The following is an 18,828-nucleotide window of genomic DNA, read 5'->3' as shown; positions in this document are numbered from 1 at the left end:
CGCGCCGTGGCGGACGATACGGACCAGGAATCGAAGACAGAAGAACCGTCAGCCAAGAAACTTGCGGACGCCCGCAAGAAAGGCGACGTCCCTAAAAGTCAGGACTTCTCGCAGCTGGCCTCGCTGGCCGGCGCGTTCGGCGTCATCGCCATCGCCGGCGGCTGGCTGGCCCGCGACATGGTCCAGGCCCTCGTGCCGTTCATCGCCCACGCCGGCCAGATGGACGTTGAAGGCGGCGCCAACATGATCGCCCGCAAGGTGCTGCTGGCGGCCCTGCCGCCGCTGGTGCTGGTGATGGTGGTCTCGGGCCTGATGGGGGCTGCCGCCAACATAGCCCAGTCGGGCTTCCTGTTCTCGGCCGAGAAGATGAAGCCCGACTTCAAGAAGCTCGACCCGATCAAGGGCCTTGGCCGGATCTTCGGGCCCGACGGCATGATGCAGTTCGCCAAGTCGGCCCTGAAGTTCCTGGTCACCGGCGTCATCGCCTGGTTCGTGCTCAAGCCCGACGCCAATGTGGTGATCGGCCTGGTCGGCATGGACCCGGCCGCCATGCTTCCGCTGGCCGTCGACCTCTGCAAGAAGCTGTTCTGGGCGGTGCTGATCTTCCTGGTCGTCACCGCCGGCTTCGACTGGTTCTGGCAGCGCATGCGCTTCAACAAGCGCATGCGGATGAGCCTCAAGGAGCTCAAGGACGAGCACAAGGACAGCGACGGCGACCCGCACATCAAGGCCAAGCGCCGCCAGATCCAGATGCAGCGCTCGCGCCAGCGGATGATGCAGGCCGTGCCCCAGGCGACCGTCGTCGTCATGAACCCGACCCACTACGCCGTGGCGCTGAAGTACGAGCAGGGCGAGACGCCCGCTCCGATCTGCGTGGCCAAGGGCCTGGACGACCTGGCCCTGAAGATCCGCGCCGTGGCCGAGGAGGCCGGCGTCCACGTGCTGGAGGATCCTCCCCTGGCGCGGGCGCTCTACGCCGCTGTCGAGGTCGATCAGCAGATCCCCGCCGAGCACTTCGAGGCCGTCGCCAAGGTCATCGGCTTCGTGCTCAGCAACAAGCAGTCCAAGCGCCGCGCCTGGGCCGATTGACGGTGAACGGATCGTTTTTCGGCCTGGTACAAAGCCGCCGGGAAATCACATTTCCGCCGTAGAATCAGCAGCCTGCTTGATAAACGCGCTCTAGGGCCGCGTAAGGAGTATCCTTACCGGACGAATCGTCGGGCCTTCCACCCGACCAGGTTGCAGAAGGATTTCGGTCGGCATGGCCGAGACGCCCGGAAAAGACATGACGGCGACCCGCCGCCGCGCCGACCCCCTGATCTGGGGCGCGGCCGTTTTCTTCGTTCTCGCCGCCGGCTTCGCCACGGCTCCGGCCCTGCGCGCCGGTCCGGCCACCCTGGCCGGGCTGCTGCTGCTGGCGGGCGTCGCGGGCGTTGCGATCCTTGGCCTTGTGGCCATCCGCGGCTCGGCCGCCCACGACAACAGCCTCGACGTGGTCGACAGCTTCATCGACGCCCTGGGCGAGCCGGCGGCCCTGACTGCCGCCGACGGCCGCATCCTGGTCGCCAACCAGGCGTGGCGCGACACGCTTGGCGAGGCCCGCCGCCTGCCCAAGGACGCCTCGCTGTTCTCGGCCCTGGTCCGCGCCCGCAAGGGCGAGGCCGCGCAAGCCGTCGTGGCGGTCGCCGGCCAGGACCGTCCCGCCATCGCCTCGCGTGTCTCGGGCGGTCGCCTGCTGGTCCGCCTGCCGGTCGTCGCCGAACCGGTCGCCGCGCCGCTGCCGCCGGTCGCCCCGGTCGCCGCCCAGGCCGCGCCGCCGCCGCGCGCGCTCGACGCCTTCTCGGGCGCCTCGCCGTTCGGCGCGGCCCTGCTGGAAGGCCTGGATCCCTTCAACTCGCCGATCCTCGAGGCTAATCCGGCCCTGTCGGCCATGACCGGCGCCGTACGCGCCGGCATGACCCTGGGCGAGCTGATCGACCCGCCCTCGCGCGCCGAGGCCGAGACCCGGCTGGCCGAGGGCAAGGCGGGCCCCTTCGAGGTGCGCCTGGCCCGCGATCCCTCGCGCATCGCCCATCTCTATCTCTACCGCGCCGACGGCCGCCTCGTGGCCTATCTGATCGACGTGTCCGAGCAGAAGCAGATCGAGCTGCAGCTGGCCCAGGCCCAGAAGATGCAGGCCATCGGCCAGCTGGCCGGCGGCGTCGCCCACGACTTCAACAACCTGCTCACCGCCATTCAGCTGCGCCTGGACGAACTGCTGCACCGCCACCCGGTGGGCGACCCGTCCTACGAAGGCCTCAACGAGATCCGCCAGACCGGCGTGCGCGCCGCCGACCTGGTCCGCAAGCTGCTGGCCTTCAGCCGCAAGCAGACCGTCCAGCGCGAGGTGCTGGAACTGGGCGAGCTGATCTCCGAGTTCGAGGTGCTGCTGCGCCGCCTGCTGCGCGAAGACGTCAAGCTGATCACCGACTACGGCCGCGACCTGCCCCAGGTGCGGGCCGACAAGAGCCAGCTTGAGACGGCCGTCATGAACCTGGCCGTCAACGCCCGCGACGCCGTGCGCGCGGCCAAGGGCGGCGGCGTCGTGCGCATCCGCACCGCGCGCCTCAACGAGGACGAGGCCAAGAGCCTGGGCTTCCCCGGCGCCGAGGGCGACCAGGCCTTCATCGAGGTCAGCGACGACGGCCCCGGCATTCCGCCCGAGGTCATGGGCAAGATCTTCGACCCGTTCTTCACCACCAAGCCGGTGGGCGAGGGCACGGGCCTGGGCCTGGCCACCGTCTACGGCATCGTCAAGCAGAGCGACGGCTGGATCCACGTCCACAGCCGTCCGGGCGAGGGCGCGGCCTTCCGCATCTTCCTGCCCGTTCACGAGCCGACCCCGGCCCAGGCCGCCGCGGCCGCCGTAGCCGTCGTCGAGCCGCCCAAGCCCCGCGCCGCCCGCGACCTGTCGGGCGCCGGCCGCATCCTGTTCGTCGAGGACGAGGACGCCGTGCGCGGCGTCGCCGCCCGCCTGCTGCGCGCCCGCGGCTACGAGGTGCTCGAGGCCAGCGACGGCGAGGAGGCCCTGATCATCGCCGAGGAGAACGCCGGCCAGATCGATCTGCTGATCAGCGACGTCATCATGCCCGGCATCGACGGCCCCACCTTGCTGAAGAAGGCCCGCGGCTATCTGGGCAACGCCCCGGTGATGTTCATCTCCGGCTATGCCGAGGCCGAGTTCAGCGACCTGCTGGAAGGCGAGACCGGCGTGACCTTCCTGCCCAAGCCGATCGACATCAAGACCCTGGCCGAGCGCGTGAAGCAGCAGCTCCAGGCGGCCTAGAGCGCCGTCCTGGCCCCATCACCCGTAAAATCCCCGCGAAAGCGGGGACCCAGGCTTTTTCTGAAACGCGCGACGCTCGACGATAGAACACCTCAAGTCCCCGCTTTCGCGGGGATGGTGCGGGTGGGATGCGGCGAGGACAGAAGCGGCTCGTTGGGCTATCATTAGCCATGGCCGATGGTTTCACCCTCGATATCGATGCTGAACTCGCCGAGCAGCTATCTGCTGCTGCGGCGGAGGCCGGCGTATCGCGTGAGGCTTATGCTCTTGCGGTGCTTGAGCAGGATAGCAAGGGCGGACCGCGCTTTACGATCGCGAGAGCCAGAGCATACGACGTGGATCGTGGCGGAGGGGTCATGTCCATCGAAGAGGCTTTCGAGTTCTTCGATGCGTCTCTCGCCGGACACGGAACGCGGCCGGCTTGAAGCGGCGGGTCGTTCTTGCGCGCGCCGTCGAGCGCGATCTTGTGCGACTGTCCGATTTCCTTGCTGGCAAGAGTCCTCAAGCGGCTCGGCGTTCTGCTGACGCGATCAAGGCTGCTGTTCGGTCGCTGGAGACTTTCGCGTTGCGTGGGCGAGTGACGGCCAGCGACCTGAGGGAACTGAATGTGGACTTCGGCCGCGATGGCTACGTGATCCAGTATCGCGTCGAGCCGGAAATTGTCTTGGTGCTGCGCATATTCCATGCGCTCGAAGATCGCGATCCCTGATCACCTCCGTCGCAACAAGACCGTCGGGCTTTCCTTGTAGGTCGTGCGGGTCTCTTCGACGAAGCCGGTCTTGGCCGCCAGGGCCAGGGAGGCTGCGTTGTCGGGGTGGATGATGCAGACCACCGGATCCTGGCCCCAGCGCCGCTCGCCCCAAGCCAGGCCCGCGCTCACCGCCTCGGTCCCGAAGCCCTGGCCGTGCGACCAACTGGCCAGCACCCAGCCCATTTCCGGGACGCCCTCGAATGACGGCTCGATGTCGCGGTGGAAGTCGGCGAAGCCCACCTCGCCGACATATCGCCCCGTCGCCGTCTCGCGCACCGCCCAGTAGCCGTAGCCCAGCAGCGCCCACAGGCCCCGGGCGCGCAGCAGCCGCGCCCAGCTTTCCTCGCGGGTCGAGGCGCGGCCGCCGACATAGCGATAGACCTCCGGCTCGCACCACATGGCCACGCTGTCCTCGAAGTCCGAGGTCTCCGGCGGGCGCAGGGTCAGGCGCGGCGTCGTCAGGACGGGCAGGGAAGCGGCGCGGGCGGCGAGGTCGTCAAGCGGCGGCATCGGGGTCCGGGTTTGCTGAGGGGCGACGGCGCAGCCTATATCGACCTTCATGAAGAAGGGACCCGTCAGTTCATGATCGCGCCGCAGGACGCCGTCGCCGCCCGCCGCAAGCTCACCAACCGGCTGATCGCCGGCAAGGATGCGGGACGCCTGGTTCCCTTCTTCACGACCGACGCCAAGGTCATCGCCGGCGACGGCTCGCTGCTGCTGGGCCGCGACCAGATCATCGAGGCCTTCGCCGGCCAGTTCGCCGACCGTGACTTCGTCGCCTATGTCCGCACCAGCGACCTGATCGAGATCGACGCCGACGGCGTCCGTGCGGCCGAAAGCGGCCGCTGGATCGGAACCTGGAAAGGCGAGGGGGCCACCCAGAGCGGAACCTACCTAGCCACCTGGCGCAAGGTCGCCGGCCAGTGGGTCATCGAGAACGAACTGTTCGTGACGCTGGCGTAGAAATCCTCCCCCTCTGGGGGTGGTGGCCCGGAGGGCCGGAGGGGGGACGGTTTCAGCTGCCGCAGAGCCTGAAGGTTCGCACCAACTTCCCCCTCAGTCGCTTCGCGACAGCTCCCCCTTCAGGGGGAGCATCTAAGGGCCAGAAGCTCAGGCTCTACCGCCGCTTCTTCGAACGCGGCGCCGGCTTGGAGGTCTTGTCCACGACCGCCCCCGCACCCGCACCGACCACGGCGCCGAAGGGCCCTGCTACGACCGCGCCGGCGATGGCGCCGGTGGCCGCGCGCTGCTCCATGTTGTGGCCGCAGGCCGTGGTCAGGGCGGCCAGGGCGAGGATCGCGGCTAGGCGCGGGACGGACGGCGAGAGGCGGGGCATGGAGGTCTCCAAACGCGCCGGCGCGGGGCCGGCGGAAGTGTTGCGGTTAACGGCGCCGCTTGGTCGGGGTTCCGACATGGATGCGCGAGCGGCGCAAAAGTCCCGCTGCTGCGGCGTTTTGACGGCCGTCCAGGTTTTTCCTGTGAATCAAAGTGTTAACGGTATCGGTCGCCGAAAACGCGGGCAAAATCCATGCTGCGGTGCAGCAGGCGCTTGCGACTCGGTCATAGTTCGGTCATAAGGCGAGGCATAAGCAGGATCTCGACCTTATTGCGAACGGTCGAACCTCCGCTGCCAGACCGGCCCGATAGTGCTTTTCCGGGTGTCTTGGGAGCGTTTTTGTCGGGGGGCCGGTGCGCCCTCGTCGCGCAGGACGCAAGTTTTGAATATCAAGTCGCAGACGTGCGCTGACGCGCGCGGGCTGATCGGCGCCGTATTGGTCGGGTCCGTCACGGGCCTGGCGCTTGGCGGCGTCTATCTGGCGGGGGGCATGGCCCAGACCGCCGCTCAGCACGCTCGGGTTACGCGCCTGGCCGACAGCGCCGCGGGGAGCTACTCCGAAGCGGCGCTGCATCAGGCCGCGTCGCGCATGGACGCCGGGGCGCTCGCCATCGCCCGTCGCCATGACCCCTACACCGTGTCCGGCGACGCCCAGCGCGACCGCCAGGCTTCGCTGCTCGCCGCCCGCCTCGAAGGCGGCGACAAGACCGAGGAAAGGCCGCTCCTGATGCGGGCCACCCTTGGCGGTTCGTTCAATCCGGCCGCCGCGCCGTTCCACCTCGTCAACGCCCTCGAAAGCTCGCGCGAACTCGAGTGCCTGGCCCAGGCCGTCTACTACGAAGCCCGGGGCGAGACCTCCAGCGGCCAGGCCGCGGTGGCTCAAGTCGTATTAAACCGCGTACGCCACCCTTCGTTCCCCAAGTCGATCTGCGGCGTGGTGTTCCAGGGCGCTTCGGCCCGCACCGGTTGCCAGTTCAGTTTCGCCTGCGACGGCTCGATGCGCGCCCGTCCCGAACGCGCCGCCTGGACGCGGGCCCGCAAGGTCGCCTCGCGCGCCCTGGCCGGCGGCGTGATGTCCGAGGTCGGTTCGGCCACCCACTTCCACACCACCGGCGTCGCGCCCAACTGGGGCCCGCGCCTGATGCGCGTCGCTCAGGTCGGCATGCACGTGTTCTATCGCTTCGGCGGCCGCGCCGGCATGCCGGGGGCCTTCACCGACAAGCCGCGCCCGTCGACCATCGACGACCTGCCCAACGCGCCGGTCCTGACGGCCCTGCCGCAGGCCCCCAGCGCCGACGGCAAGCCGGTGATCTATGTCGCCAGCGCCATGGCGATCGCCAAGGAAGGCGGCATGGGCGGTCCGGAAAAGGTCGGCCCCGAGCCGGCTTCCGCCCCGGCCATGCATCCGGCCAAGGGCGTCGACAAGGCCGAGACCGTCAAGCCGTCGTCGGTGATCGCGACCGGAGCTGGTTCCTGAGGAACCCGGGGGCCAGGCGGGCCATGAACCGCATCTGCCTGGCCCGCTTGCCCACCAGATAATAGAGCTCGCGGCCATGGGCCGCCTGCCACACCGTCTGCGCGGCCTCGTCGACGCCGTAGACCGGCAGGCCGCTCTTGCGCAGTTCCTCGCCCATGTCGGCGTTCTTGCCCGGCTGCGAGTTGCGCAGGATCGGCGTCTCGACGAACCAAGGCATGACGCAGGCCACGCTGACGCCGAAGGCGGCGAACTCGGCGTCCAGGGCTTCCGACAGGCCCCGAACGGCGAACTTGGTCGCCGAATAGACCGCCAGGCCCGGCGAGCCGTAGATCCCCGCGCACGAGGCCATGTTCACCAGCCGCGAGCCGGGCGTGGCCTTCAGGAATGGCAGGGCGGCCCGCGCGCCGTTCAGCACGCCCTGCACATTGACCGCCAGCATCAGGTCGTCGCCCTGGGGATCGCTGTCGGCGAACGGTCCGAAACGCGCGACGCCGGCATTGTTGAACAGCACGTCCAGCCGCCCGCCCGAAACCTTGGTGAAGGCGGAAAGGGCGGGCGTCCAGGCCTCGCGGTCGCGAACGTCCAGGGGGTGGATGGAGCCGTTGTCCGGCCCGATGTCGGCCAGGGCGCGGGAAAGGCCGGCTTCGTCGATGTCCGACAGGCCGATGAACCAGCCCTCGGCCGCGAAGCGCCTGGCGCTGGCCAGGCCGATGCCGCTGGCCGCGCCGGTGATGAAGATGGCCTTGCGAGCCGACATGTCCGCCTCCCCGTCGTTATCGTTGATTATCGCCGATCAGACAGCGACCGACGGGGAGGGGTCAAGTTCACGCGCGCGTCAGTCGGTCTGGTCGTCGACCTCGGCGTCGGGGCCGTTCTTCTTGATCGACTCGATGGCGTTCTTGGCCGACGCCTTGGAGGCGTAGCCTTCGGTCCAGAAGATGCTCTCGCCGTTGTAGGTGAAGTAGGCGACGAACTCGCCAGCCTTGTTCTTCTTGATCAGGAACTTGTGGGCCATCTGGTGGTGCTCCCGGGATGATGACTGGTCGTTGGTCGACGAGCCGACGTAGCGACCCTCGCGCTCCGGGCGCGACCCTGTCAACCGCGTTGCGGTGAAGCCCGACGCACGGAATGATGGCGGATAATCAAGCCGGACGGACCCATGAGCGCGGACAAACTCGACCACCTCTCGCGCACCCTGCTGGGCGAACCCTATGCCGAGCTTTCCGACATCAAGCGCAGCGTCATCGACCTGATCGCCGCCGAGGCCCCCACTGGGCTCGCGCCTGGCCTGGCCGAGAAGGAAGGCGGCTTCTGGGAGCGGCTGGCCGACCGGGTGGCGGCGATCGGCGGATCCTGGGGCTTCATCGGCGGCTTCTCGGCAGTGCTGGCGGCCTGGGTGATCCTGAACCTCGCCCTCATGCCGTTCCACAAGGCCTTCGATCCCTATCCCTTCATCTTCCTCAACCTGGTGCTCTCGACCCTGGCGGCGATCCAGGCGCCGATCATCATGATGAGCCAGAACCGTCAGGCGGCGAAGGATCGCGAGGCGGCCGAGCACGACTACGTCGTCAACCTGCGCGCCGAACTCGAGATCATGCGCCTGCACGACAAGCTCGACGCCCTGCGCATGGCCGAGCTGTCCGAGATGGCCCGCGCCAACACCGCCTGCCTCGACGAACTGCGCGCCGAGGTGAAGGCGCTGCGGGGCGCCTAGCTGGCCTTGGCCGCTCGGCGCAGAGCCTGGGGCGGTTGGCCGTAGACGCGGATGAAGGCCCGGCGCATGCGCTCGGAATCGCCGAAGCCGGCCTCCAGGGCGATGTCCTCCACCTGCAGCGGGGCGCTGTCGAGCAGGGCGCGGGCGGCCTCGACCCGCAGGCGCTCGATGGCCTTGGCCGGCGTCGAGCCGGTCTCGGCGGCGAACAGCCGGGCGAAGTTGCGCGGACTCATGGCCGCGCGCTCGGCCAGTTCCTCGACGGACAGGGTGAGGGCGAGGTTCTCGCGGGCCCAGGCCAACAGGGCGTCGAAGCGTCCGCCCTTCAGCTCCAGCAGGGCCGAGAACTGCGACTGGCCGCCCGGACGGCGGTGATAGACCACCAGCTGCTGGGCCGTGCGCTTGGCGATCGCCTCGCCGAGGTCCGCACCGATCATCGCCAGGGCCAGATCGATGCCGGCGGTGATGCCGGCCGAGCTCCACAGGTCGCCGTCCTGCACCCAGATCCGGTCGGCCTCGAGCCGCACGTTGGGAAACCGCTTCTGGAAATCCTTGGTGCGGCTCCAGTGGGTGGTCGCCCGCCTGCCTTCCAGCAGGCCCGCCGCCGCCAGCACATAGGTTCCCGAGCAGATACTGGCCGTGCGCCGGGCCGTGCGGGCGCTCGTGCGCACATAGTCCAGCGTCGCTTCGCAGGTGGAGGGCGCGCGCACGCCGTCGCCGCCGGAGACCAGCAGGGTGTCGAAAGCTGGGGCCTTGTCGAAGGCCACGGTGTCGAAGGCTGCGCCCGAGCTGCTGGCCGTCCAGCCGCCGTCGCGCGACACCACCGTCAGGCCATAGGCGCCGGGATCGAACCGCGCGGCGATCTCGAAGGCCGAGATGGGCCCAGCGGCGTCCAGAAGCTGGAAGCCCGGATAGACCAGCATGCCGACGGCGCGAGGCATGGCATTCCCCCGAATGGTGGCGGAAATCGAGGGATCTCCGTCATTTCCGCCGAACGCTATCTGGGAGAGCATCGGTCGTCAAACCAGGAGCCCCGCCCATGGCCGACCCGATCCGCATCGTCTTCGCCCTGTTCCCGGGCGTGACCCATCTCGACTTCACCGGCCCGCACCAGATCCTGGCGCGGCTGCCGGGCGCCCAGATCACCGTCGCCAGCCTAGCCGGCGGCGAGATCGAGGCCGACGGCCTGATCTTCGCCCATCTGGCGCGGCTCGACCAGATCGAGGCGTGCGACATCCTCTGCGTGCCTGGCGGCTTCGGCACGACGCAGGCCATGGGCGATCTCGCGTTCCTGGAAGAGATCAAGCGGCTGGCCTGGAGCGCGCGCTATGTCACCAGCGTCTGCACCGGTTCGCTGGTGCTGGCGGCGGCCGGGCTGCTGGAAGGCAAGCGGGCGGCCTGCCACTGGGCCTGGCGCGACCAGCTGGCGCTGTTCGGCGCCATTCCCGACGAGGCCCGCGTGGTCCGCGACGGCCGCTTCGTCACCGGCGGCGGGGTGACGGCCGGCGTCGACTTCGCCCTGGCCCTGGTCGCCGAGATCGCCGGCCCGACCGTCGCCCAGGCCATCCAGCTGGCGGTGGAATACGCGCCCGACCCGCCGTTCCAGTCGGGACGGCCCGAACTGGCCCCGCCCGAGATCCTGGCCCGGGTTCGCCGCATCTACGACAACGGCATGGACGAGCGCCGCGCGGCGGCCGTGGCGGCGGCGGCGAGGTTGGGGAAGGGGGCGCTGGAGAGGGCTTGAGGGGCCGAAACCTCTTCCTTCGACAAGCTCAGGATGAGGTTTCTATTGCACGACCTTAGCAATGATCTTCACCCTGAGCTTGTCGAAGGGCGGGGATCACGCTGGCCCTCAGCCCACCTGCACGCCCGTCATCGAGATCGCCGCGAAGACGTCGTCGGCGAAGAACGACACCGGCTCGTCCTTGCCCTGCGCTCCCAGCACGTAGAGCAGGGGCAGATAGTGTTCGGCGCTGTTGATCGACAGCGCCGCGTCCGGGCCCAGGCTCTCCCAGTCGATCAGCGGCTGGTGGTCGCCGGCCGTGATCAGGGCCTTGGCGGCTTCGTTGAAGCGCGGGGCCCAGTCGGGTGTCTCGCCGGTGCGGAAGTTCACGGCCCGCAGATTGTGGACGATGTCGCCGCTGCCGATGATCAGCACGCCCTCGTCGCGGAGGGCCGCCAGCTTGCGGCCGGCCTCGTAGTGCCAGGCGTTGGGCTGGCCGCGGTCGATGCTGAGCTGCACCACCGGCACGTCGGCGTCGGGATACATCGGCGCCAGCACGCTCCAGGCGCCATGGTCGAGGCCGCGGGTCGGATGCTGCACGGTGCGCTGCGGAGCGAGCAGCTCGGCGGCGCGCTGCGCCAGGGCCGGATCGCCCGGCGCCCGATACTGCACGTCGAACAGCGCCTGCGGGAAGCCGCCGAAATCGTGGATGGTCTCTGGGCGTTCCGACGCGCTGAGCGCCGTGCCGCCCATGGTCTCCCAATGGGCGCTGACCATCAGCACGGCCTTGGGGCGCGGCAGGTCGCGGCCCAGCTGCGCCCAGGCGCGGCTCCAGGCGTTGTCCTCGATGGCGTTCATCGGCGAGCCGTGGCCGATGAAGAGGACGGGCATGCGGGTCATGGCGGCGGATATCCGAATAGAAACTTACGCAGTTACAGATGGGCGCTCGCGCCTCGGTGGTCAAGCACGCCACAGCGCGACCTTCCGCCGCTTCCCCCCGAGGCTCGGCTTTGTTAAGGCCTGCGGTCGTGAGCACCTCCCAGTCATCCCCGGAGTCGGCCTCGTCGGTCGCCCCAGTCGCGTCTTCGGTCAGCCATTCGACCCGGCCGGCTACGCGCGGCGGCGCGCTGGACCTGCTTCGCCTGCTGGCCGCCCTGCTGATCGTGGTCTACCACTTCGGCGCCGAGAGCCCGCTGCGGATAGAGCGCTTCCACCCGGTGTTCGCGCGCGGCTACCTAGCTACCGACTTCTTCCTGATGCTGTCGGGCTACGTCCTGGGTCGCGCCTACGGACCTTCGGCCATCTCCGGCCGCATCACCCACTTCCAGTTCTGGCTGCGCCGCGCCACCCGCGTCTGGCCGGGCCACCTGATGGTGCTGGCGGCCATGGCCGGGCTCGTCTTCGCCCTGAACCTGGTCGGCACCGACGCCCACAAGCCCTCGCGCTTCGCCTGGGACCAGCTGCCGCTGCAGGCGATGCTGATGCACGCCTGGGGCTTCAACAGCGACGGCTGGAACCTGCCCAGCTGGTCGCTGTCGGCGCTGATCGTCTGCTACGCCCTGTTTCCCTGGTTCTGGCGCGCCGCCAGCGCCACCCGCCGCCCCTGGCTGCCGATCGTTCTGGCCGCCGTGGTCGTGGTGCTGTTCGACGTCGCCGCCCGCCGCACCAACGGCTTCGGTTTCGCCGAGGTGCCGATCGGCCTTTCCGACCTGCCGCTGCGCATCGGCGTGCTGCGGGCCATTCCGCTCTTCCTGCTGGGCCTGTGCCTGGCGCGGGCGGTCGAGCTCTCCTGGCCGTCGGAACGCCAGGCCAAGGTGCTGCTGACGCTGGGCTGCATGGGCTTGGTCATCCTGCAAGTCATCGGCCGCTTCGACCTGCCCAGCCTGACCTGCCTGGCCGCGATCATCCTCGGCGCCGGCCGCCTGCCGGTGAAGCATCCCAAGGCCTGGATCGAGGAGGGCGCCAAGCTCTCCTTCGCCCTGTTCATCACCCACATCCTGGTCGGCGTGATCTACTGGAGCGCCGTGCACAAGCTGATCGACACCGTGCCGATCGGCATCGGCTGGCAGTGGCTGATGTGGCTGGCCGGCTTCCCGCTGGCCATCGGCGCGGCCTGGCTGTTCCACACCTATGTCGACCAGCCCGTGCAGGACCGCATCATGCCGTGGGTGCGCGGCCGGGGCTGAAGCCGAGCGCTTGCTCGCCGGCGAGTCGTGCCCTCCTATCGTCTCCACGCAGAGTTCAGTGGGGAATCCGATGTTCGACGCTCCTAGCCGCCGCGCGCTGATGACCGGCGCGGCCGCCGCCACCCTCATGGCCCCGGGCCTGGCCGCCGCCAAGCCGTCCGCTCGAGACGCCGACACGGCCGCGATCCGCAAGGCCGCCGAGGCCGGCTACGACGCCGCGGTCAAGCGCATCCAGGACTGGATCGCCCTGCCGTCGATCGCCGCCGAGAACCGCGACATGGACAAGGGCGCCGACTACATGATGGCCCTGGCCAGCGACGCCGGCTTCACGGGCGTCGAGAAGATCCCCACCGACGGCGCGCCGGGCGTGTTCGGCGTGCTCGACGTCGGCGCCAAGCGCTGGCTGGCCATCTACTTCATGTACGACGTCAAGCAGTACGACCCGGCCGAATGGAGCTCGCCGCCGCTGGAGGCGCGGATCGTCGACAAGCCCGGCTTCGGCAAGGTGATCGTCGGGCGCGGGGCAGTGAACCAGAAGGGGCCGCAGGCCTCGCTGCTGGCCGCCCTGCACGCCATCCGCGCCGCCGGCAAGAAGCCGCCGGTGAACCTCGTCCTGGTCTGCGAGGGCGAGGAGGAGATCGGCAGCCCGCACTTCCGCCAGGTCGTCACCAAGCCCAACGTGCTTGCGGCGCTGAAGAAGTGCGAGGGCGTGATCATCCCGGCCGGCTGGCAGAGCCCGGGCAACGGCGGCGTCAGCGTCAACCTGGGCGCCAAGGGCATCGTCGAGCTGGAACTGGTGTCCAGCGGCGCCAAGTGGGGCCGGGGCCCCAAGACCGACATCCATTCCAGCGAGAAGGCCCGCGTCGACAGCCCCGCCTGGCGGCTGGTCCAGGCCCTGACCACCCTGGTCACGCCGGACGGCAACACCCCGGCCATCGAGGGCTGGTTCGAGAAGGTGCGTCCGCTGACCGCCCGCGAGAAGGAGCTGATCGGCCTGGCCGCCCAGCGCATCAACGAGGCCGAGGCCAAGCGCATCCTGGGCGTCGACCGTTGGATCGATGACCTGCCGTGGGAGAAGGCGCTGGAACGCCTGGCCTCGCAGCCGACGGTCAATATCGAGGGGCTGGTCTCCGGCTATACCGGCCCCGGCGGCAAAACCGTGCTGCCGGGCCGGGCGGTCGCCAAGATCGACCTGCGCCTGGTGCCGAACATGACCAAGGACGACGCCGTGGCCAAGCTGCGGGCGCATCTCGACAAGCGGGGCTTCCCCGACATCGAGGTCAATGTCAGCGGCGGCTATGATCCCACCGAGACCGACGAGAACAGCCGCCTGATCCGCGCCCAGCTGAAGGTCTACGAGCGGGCGGGCGTGCCGGCCACGCTTTATCCGCGCTCGGCGGGGTCGTGGCCTGGCACGGTGTTCACCTCGGCGCCCGTCAGCCTGCCGGCCGGCCAGTTCGGCCTGGGCCACGGCAGCGGCGCTCATGCGCCCAACGAGTACTACGTGATCGAGAGCAGCAACCCCAAGGTTCAGGGGCTGGTTGGCGGCGCGATGAGCTATGTCGACCTGATGTACGAGATCGCCGAGGCCAGGTAGCGGCAGGGAACGAACCACGGCGCATGTGGTTGAGCCCTAGCCGGCGACAGACCGGCGAAGCTCGCTTGGGAGAATCCACATGCGTCACGCCCTGCTGGTCGGCCTGGCCGCGGTCGCCCTGACCGTCACCGCCTGCGAGAACAAGACCGAGAAGGCCGCCGAGGCTTCGGTCGAAAGCCAGAAGGCGGCCGAGGCCGCGGCCCAGGCGTCGAGCGCCGCCAACACGGCCGCCGACGCCAGCGCCGATGCCGCCGCCGCCGGCGACACCTCAACCGCCAAGGCGGCCGGCGACGCCGCCGCCGCTGCGGGCGAGGCGGCCGAGAAGGCCGGCGACAAGGCCGAGGACGCCGGTGAGAAGGCCAAGGACGCCGCCCACTGATCTGGTCCGGGCGGCGGTGAGCCGCCGTCCGGCCTCCGGTCCCATGGCCGAACGACCTTTCCTCGCAGGGGCTCCACAACCATAGTGAGAGCGTGGCTCCAGCGCGTGCAGGCGCGGGGGAAGGGGAAACATGCGGAAAGTCGCCGTGGCCGCCTTGAGCGTCGTCCTGTCCAGGAGGTTGGCCGCCGCCGTACTGCTCGGCGCCATGCCCGCCGTGGCCCAGACCGCCGACGCCCCCGTAGCCGCCGAAACGCGCCTGTCCGACGCGGCCATCCGCCGACTGCTGGTCCAGCGGGTCGATGTCGACAAGCAGGCCGCCGGCATCGTCGTCGGGGTCATCGACGCCAAGGGGCGGCGGGTTGTCGCCCACGGCGTCCGCGACGGGGCCGATCCCCGCCCTGTCGACGGCGCGACCCTGTTCGAGATCGGGTCGGTCACCAAGGCCTTCACCGGCCTGCTGCTGGCCGACATGGTCCGGCGCGGTGAGGTTCGGCTGGACGAACCCGTCGTCGCGCTTCTGCCCGCCGGCTCGGTCGCGCCAGAGCGCAACGGCAAGGCCATCACCCTGATCGACCTGGCGACCCATACTTCGGGCCTGCCCCGGCTGGCGGACAACATGCCGATGGCCGATCCGCTCAATCCTTACGCCGACTACGGCCCCGACCTGCTGGACGCCTTCCTGCGGAGTCACACTCTGACGCGCGATATCGGCGTGACCTACGAATACTCAAACCTGGGCGTCGGACTGCTGGGCTGGGCGCTGGGCCAGCGCGCCGGCGGCGACTACGAGACGGTGCTGCACAAGCGGGTGCTGGCGCCGCTGGGCATGTCGAGCACGGCGATCAGGCTGTCGCCGGCGCTCGAGGCCCGCTTCTCGCCGGGCCACACCGCGGGCCTGGCGATCACGCCGCACTGGGATCTGACGACCCTGGCGGGGGCCGGCGGCCTGCGGTCGTCGGCCGACGACCTGCTGAAACTGCTGGCCGCCGAGCTGGGCTATGTCGACACGCCGCTGAGGGCCGCCATGGCCGACCAGCTGGTTCCCCGGCGTGCGGTGGGCGGCGACGTCCAGGTCGCGCTCGGCTGGCACGTCGCCATGACGCCCAAGGGCGAGATCGTCAGCCACGGCGGCGGTACCATGGGCTTCCAGACCTTCGTCGGCTTCGACCGGCTGACCGGGTTGGGCGTGGTGGTGCTGAGCAACACCGCCGGCGTCATGGGCGTCGAGGACCTGGGCCTGCACCTGCTGACCGGCGGGCCGCTGAAGACCGCGCCCAAGCTCAAGGTCCGCGAGGCCAAGACCTTGCCGCCGGCCGTGCTGGACGGGCTGACCGGGCGCTACATGCTGGCGCCTGGCGCGGTGCTGACCATCACGCGGGAGGACCAGCGGATGTTCGGCCAACTGACCGGACAGCCCCGTATCGAGATATTCGCCGAGGGGCCGACGGCCTTCTTCACCAGGGTGGTCGACGCACAGCTGACCTTCACCATCGGCGCGGATGGACGCGCGAGCAGCGTGACCCTGCACCAGAACGGCCAGAACACGCCGGCGCCGCGTTTGCCCTAGCTAGAGGGTCACGCCCGATTTCCAGATGGCGATCTCGCGCTCGCCGTTGCGCTCGGCCTTGGTCTCCTGGCCCGACGCGGTGGCGACCACCAGGTCGAGCAGCGAGTCGGCGGCCTGGTCCATGGTCTGGCCGTCCAGCACCACCCCGGCGTCGAAGTCGATCCACGACGGCTTGCGGGCGGCCAGGCCGCTGTTTGAGGCGATCTTCAGTGTCGGCGCCGGGAAGCCTAGCGGCGTGCCGCGGCCGGTGGTGAACAGGATCACGGTAGCGCCGGCCGCCGTCAGGGCCGTGGACGACACCGCGTCGTTGCCGGGGGCCTCCAGCAAGGTCAGGCCGTGCGGGCCGACCCGCTCGCCGTAGCGCAGCACCTCGACCAGCGGCGCGCGGCCGCCCTTCTGCACCGCGCCCAGGGACTTCTCTTCCAGGGTGGTGATGCCGCCGGCGATGTTGCCGGGCGAGGGGTTCTCGTAGATGGGCTGGTGGTTGTCGATAAAGTAGCGCTTGAAGTCGTCGATCACCTCGACGGCCTCGTCGAAGATCTCGCGGCTTGCAGCCCTTTGCAGCAGCACGTTCTCTGCGCCGAACACCTCGGGGATTTCGGTCAGCACCGGCGTGCCGCCCGCAGCGGCCAGCTTATCGGCGATGCGGCCGACCAGCGGGTTGGCGGTGACGCCCGAAAAGCCGTCCGAGCCGCCGCACTTCAGGCCGACCACCAATTCGGAGATCGGCGCGGGCTCGCGGTGGTCCTTCTCGGCGATCTCGATGAGCGCCTCGATGGCCTCCAGGCCCTGTTCGTACTCGTCTTCCACGAACTGGGTGGTGAACGAGCGCAGGCGCTCGGCATCCAGGTCTGGGGCGCTCTCAAGCAGCGCCTTCAACTGGTTGTTCTCGCAACCCAGGCCCAGGATCAGCACGCCGCCGGCGTTGGGGTGGGCGGCTAGGCCGGCGATCAGTTGGCGGGTGTGCGACAGGTCATCGCCCAGCTGCGAGCAGCCGAACGGGTGGGGGAAGGCGAAGACGCCGTCCACGCGGCCGGCGAAGCGGGCATTGGCCTTCTCGGCGATGCGGCGGGCGGTGTTGGCCACGCAGCCGACGGTGCACAGCACCCAGATCTCGTTGCGCGTTCCCACCCGGCCGTTCTTGCGGCGATAGCCCAGGAAGGTGCGGTCGCCGACCACCTCGGTGTTGTCGGTCTCGGCCGGGGCGTAGTCATAGCCTTCGACGCCCGAGAGCCGCGTCTCGACATTGTGGACGTGAACGTGGTCGCCGACGGCGATGTCGGTCGTGGCCCGGCCGATCGGCCAGCCGTATTTCAGCACGTCCTCGCCTTTGGCCGCCGGTCGGACGGCGATCTTGTGGCCCTTGGGAATATCGCTGCGGACCTGGATCGCCTGGCCGTGCAGGTCGACGGTCTCGCCGGCCGACAAGGGGCGCAAGGCGGTGGCGACGTGGTCGCGCGGATCGACGCCGTGGATCGATTCGCCGGGAAGAGTGGCCGTTTCGCTCATCTGGGGTCTTTGTCTTTGCGACTTTTTGTGTTGCCATCCGGTCCTAAGGGAGTGGAAACCGGTGTCAAGGGCTTCGCCAGCGCGCTTTCAGCCGCAGATTGGCGACGCTTTCGACGCTGGAGTATGACAAAAGAAAAGAACATCCGCCGCATGGAAACGCCGTGACCTCGTCAAAGACGCCCAACAAGTCCGCCGACGAGTCGGATGTGAACGCCGCGCTGGAAAGCGGCCGACGCCGCGCCACCATCAACGACATCGCCCGCCTGGCCGGGGTCTCCAAGAAGACCGTTTCGAGGGTGATCAACCAGTCGCCGTTCGTCCGCGAAGAGACGCGGGTGCGGATCGAGGCGGTGATCGCCGAGTGGGGCTACGCCCCCGATCCCCAGGCCCGCGGCCTGGCGTTCCGCCGCTCGTTCCTGATCGGCATGATCTACGACAACCCCAATCCGCAGTATGTCGTGAACATGCAGCTGGGCCTGCTGGACGGCATGCGCGGCTCGGGCTTCGAGCTGGTGGTTCACCCGTGCGATCGCTCCAGCCCCACCTTCCTGCAGGACGTGCGGATGTTCATCGAGCGGCAGAAGCTGTTCGGCGTGGTCCTGCCCCCGTCGGTGTCGGAAGACGAGCGCGTCGCCGACCTGCTGCGCGACATCGGCTGCGAGTACATCCGCATCGCCTCGGTCCCGCTCGACGAAGAAGAACACATGATTGTCGGTCATGACCGGCTGGGCGCCCAGGCCATGGGCGAGCACCTGGTGTCGCTTGGCCACGAGCGCATCGGCTTCATCACCGGCCTGCCCAGCTTCCGTTCGTCGCACGAGCGGCGAGGGGGCTTCGAAGACGCCCTGGCCAAGGCCGGCGTGAAGCTCGACCCCGACTATGTGGTGCAGGGGGCCTATACCTTCGAATCGGGCCTGGCCTGCGGCGAGGCGCTGCTGGCCAAGACCCCGCGCCCGACCGCCATCTTCGCGGGCAACGACGAAATGGCCGCCGGCGTGCTGCAGGCCGCCCGACGCGCCGGCCTGACGGTGCCGGAAGACCTGACCGTCGTCGGCTTCGACGACTTCCAGATCGCCCAGGCCGTCTGGCCGCCGCTGACCACGATCCACATTCCGACGCGCGAAGTGGGCCGCATGGCCGCCGAGAAGCTGATCGCCCGCGAGGGCTACGAGCCGGGCGATCCGGCCAAGACCATCCCCTATCTGGTGACGCGCGAGTCTTCCGCCCCACCGAAGAAAGTGTAGGGTGCGCCGCGCGCCCTGCACCT

Annotated in this window: 20 protein-coding genes; 13 read left to right on the top strand and 7 right to left on the bottom strand. The window is 69.3% G+C overall.

Going from position 1 to position 18,828, the window contains the following annotated elements:
- Nucleotides 1-6 precede the first annotated feature (6 nt).
- The 4 genes from flhB (at nucleotide 7) to P7A99_RS16050 (ending at nucleotide 4,034) form a co-directional block, all read left to right on the top strand.
- Nucleotides 7-1,089, top strand: a complete 1,083-nt coding sequence (flhB, locus tag P7A99_RS16065; RefSeq protein WP_277794792.1) for a flagellar biosynthesis protein FlhB — start codon at nucleotides 7-9, stop codon at nucleotides 1,087-1,089.
- 172 nt (nucleotides 1,090-1,261) lie between these two features.
- Nucleotides 1,262-3,325 (top strand): cell cycle histidine kinase CckA, encoded by a 2,064-nt coding sequence (gene cckA, locus P7A99_RS16060; protein ID WP_277794791.1) that lies wholly within the window; start codon nucleotides 1,262-1,264, stop codon nucleotides 3,323-3,325.
- Between the two features lie 170 nt (nucleotides 3,326-3,495).
- The gene (locus tag P7A99_RS16055) at nucleotides 3,496-3,750 is read left to right on the top strand and encodes a hypothetical protein (RefSeq protein ID WP_277794790.1); all 255 of its coding nucleotides are present in this window, start codon (nucleotides 3,496-3,498) and stop codon (nucleotides 3,748-3,750) included.
- A complete protein-coding gene (locus P7A99_RS16050) occupies nucleotides 3,747-4,034 on the top strand; it encodes a type II toxin-antitoxin system RelE/ParE family toxin (protein WP_277794789.1) in 288 nt (95 codons plus the stop codon). The genes P7A99_RS16055 and P7A99_RS16050 overlap by 4 nt, the downstream gene beginning before the upstream one ends.
- On the opposite strand, the gene P7A99_RS16045 is transcribed toward P7A99_RS16050, so the two are convergent.
- Nucleotides 4,035-4,586: a GNAT family N-acetyltransferase gene (locus tag P7A99_RS16045; protein WP_277794788.1), complete on the bottom strand. Its 552-nt coding sequence runs from the start codon at nucleotides 4,584-4,586 to the stop codon at nucleotides 4,035-4,037. It lies immediately after the preceding gene.
- Nucleotides 4,587-4,658: 72 nt separating this feature from the next.
- Here P7A99_RS16045 and P7A99_RS16040 point away from each other — a divergent pair, with 72 nt between their 5' ends.
- The gene (locus tag P7A99_RS16040) at nucleotides 4,659-5,039 is read left to right on the top strand and encodes a YybH family protein (RefSeq protein ID WP_277794787.1); all 381 of its coding nucleotides are present in this window, start codon (nucleotides 4,659-4,661) and stop codon (nucleotides 5,037-5,039) included.
- A 154-nt stretch (nucleotides 5,040-5,193) separates the two neighbouring features.
- On the opposite strand, the gene P7A99_RS16035 is transcribed toward P7A99_RS16040, so the two are convergent.
- The gene (locus P7A99_RS16035) at nucleotides 5,194-5,412 is read right to left on the bottom strand and encodes a hypothetical protein (protein ID WP_277794786.1); all 219 of its coding nucleotides are present in this window, start codon (nucleotides 5,410-5,412) and stop codon (nucleotides 5,194-5,196) included.
- Nucleotides 5,413-5,794: 382 nt separating this feature from the next.
- On the opposite strand from P7A99_RS16035, the gene P7A99_RS16030 reads away from it, so the two are divergent.
- The gene (locus P7A99_RS16030; RefSeq protein WP_277794785.1) at nucleotides 5,795-6,889 is read left to right on the top strand and encodes a cell wall hydrolase; all 1,095 of its coding nucleotides are present in this window, start codon (nucleotides 5,795-5,797) and stop codon (nucleotides 6,887-6,889) included.
- On the opposite strand, the gene P7A99_RS16025 is transcribed toward P7A99_RS16030, so the two are convergent.
- Nucleotides 6,849-7,646 (bottom strand): SDR family oxidoreductase, encoded by a 798-nt coding sequence (locus P7A99_RS16025; RefSeq protein ID WP_277794784.1) that lies wholly within the window; start codon nucleotides 7,644-7,646, stop codon nucleotides 6,849-6,851. The genes P7A99_RS16030 and P7A99_RS16025 overlap by 41 nt on opposite strands.
- A 78-nt stretch (nucleotides 7,647-7,724) precedes the next feature.
- Nucleotides 7,725-7,904 (bottom strand): YegP family protein, encoded by a 180-nt coding sequence (locus P7A99_RS16020; RefSeq protein WP_101718111.1) that lies wholly within the window; start codon nucleotides 7,902-7,904, stop codon nucleotides 7,725-7,727.
- A gap of 144 nt (nucleotides 7,905-8,048) precedes the next feature.
- Between P7A99_RS16020 and P7A99_RS16015 the strand changes: the two genes are divergently transcribed.
- Nucleotides 8,049-8,603: a DUF1003 domain-containing protein gene (locus P7A99_RS16015; protein ID WP_277794783.1), complete on the top strand. Its 555-nt coding sequence runs from the start codon at nucleotides 8,049-8,051 to the stop codon at nucleotides 8,601-8,603.
- Here P7A99_RS16015 and P7A99_RS16010 read toward each other — a convergent pair.
- Nucleotides 8,600-9,541, bottom strand: a complete 942-nt coding sequence (locus P7A99_RS16010) for a GlxA family transcriptional regulator (RefSeq protein WP_277794782.1) — start codon at nucleotides 9,539-9,541, stop codon at nucleotides 8,600-8,602. The genes P7A99_RS16015 and P7A99_RS16010 overlap by 4 nt on opposite strands.
- Before the next feature lie 98 nt (nucleotides 9,542-9,639).
- Here P7A99_RS16010 and P7A99_RS16005 point away from each other — a divergent pair, with 98 nt between their 5' ends.
- Nucleotides 9,640-10,344, top strand: coding sequence for a DJ-1/PfpI family protein (locus P7A99_RS16005; protein WP_277794781.1), 705 nt, complete (start codon nucleotides 9,640-9,642; stop codon nucleotides 10,342-10,344).
- Between the two features lie 108 nt (nucleotides 10,345-10,452).
- On the opposite strand, the gene ygiD is transcribed toward P7A99_RS16005, so the two are convergent.
- Nucleotides 10,453-11,223 (bottom strand): 4,5-DOPA dioxygenase extradiol, encoded by a 771-nt coding sequence (gene ygiD / locus P7A99_RS16000; RefSeq protein ID WP_277794780.1) that lies wholly within the window; start codon nucleotides 11,221-11,223, stop codon nucleotides 10,453-10,455.
- Nucleotides 11,224-11,351: 128 nt separating this feature from the next.
- Between ygiD and P7A99_RS15995 the strand changes: the two genes are divergently transcribed.
- From P7A99_RS15995 to P7A99_RS15980, 4 genes are all read left to right on the top strand, one after another.
- Nucleotides 11,352-12,509: an acyltransferase family protein gene (locus tag P7A99_RS15995; protein ID WP_277794779.1), complete on the top strand. Its 1,158-nt coding sequence runs from the start codon at nucleotides 11,352-11,354 to the stop codon at nucleotides 12,507-12,509.
- A gap of 70 nt (nucleotides 12,510-12,579) precedes the next feature.
- Nucleotides 12,580-14,106 (top strand): M20/M25/M40 family metallo-hydrolase, encoded by a 1,527-nt coding sequence (locus P7A99_RS15990; RefSeq protein WP_277794778.1) that lies wholly within the window; start codon nucleotides 12,580-12,582, stop codon nucleotides 14,104-14,106.
- Nucleotides 14,107-14,185: 79 nt separating this feature from the next.
- Entirely contained in the window at nucleotides 14,186-14,485 is a 300-nt protein-coding gene (locus P7A99_RS15985) for a hypothetical protein (protein WP_277794777.1), read from the top strand.
- A 130-nt stretch (nucleotides 14,486-14,615) separates the two neighbouring features.
- Nucleotides 14,616-16,052 (top strand): serine hydrolase, encoded by a 1,437-nt coding sequence (locus P7A99_RS15980; RefSeq protein WP_277794776.1) that lies wholly within the window; start codon nucleotides 14,616-14,618, stop codon nucleotides 16,050-16,052.
- Here the strand turns inward: P7A99_RS15980 and P7A99_RS15975 are convergent, their stop codons facing one another.
- Nucleotides 16,053-17,561: a UxaA family hydrolase gene (locus P7A99_RS15975; RefSeq protein ID WP_277794775.1), complete on the bottom strand. Its 1,509-nt coding sequence runs from the start codon at nucleotides 17,559-17,561 to the stop codon at nucleotides 16,053-16,055. It abuts the gene before it with no gap.
- A gap of 161 nt (nucleotides 17,562-17,722) precedes the next feature.
- On the opposite strand from P7A99_RS15975, the gene P7A99_RS15970 reads away from it, so the two are divergent.
- On the top strand, nucleotides 17,723-18,805 hold the full coding sequence (locus P7A99_RS15970; RefSeq protein WP_277794774.1) for a LacI family DNA-binding transcriptional regulator: 1,083 nt from the start codon (nucleotides 17,723-17,725) through the stop codon (nucleotides 18,803-18,805).
- Nucleotides 18,806-18,828: the final 23 nt, after the last annotated feature.

The sequence above is a fragment of the Caulobacter endophyticus genome, assembly GCF_029543245.1.
Taxonomy (GTDB): domain Bacteria; phylum Pseudomonadota; class Alphaproteobacteria; order Caulobacterales; family Caulobacteraceae; genus Caulobacter; species Caulobacter endophyticus_A.
Note: the sequence above shows the minus strand (reverse complement) of the source record. Positions and strands in the feature narration are given on the sequence as shown.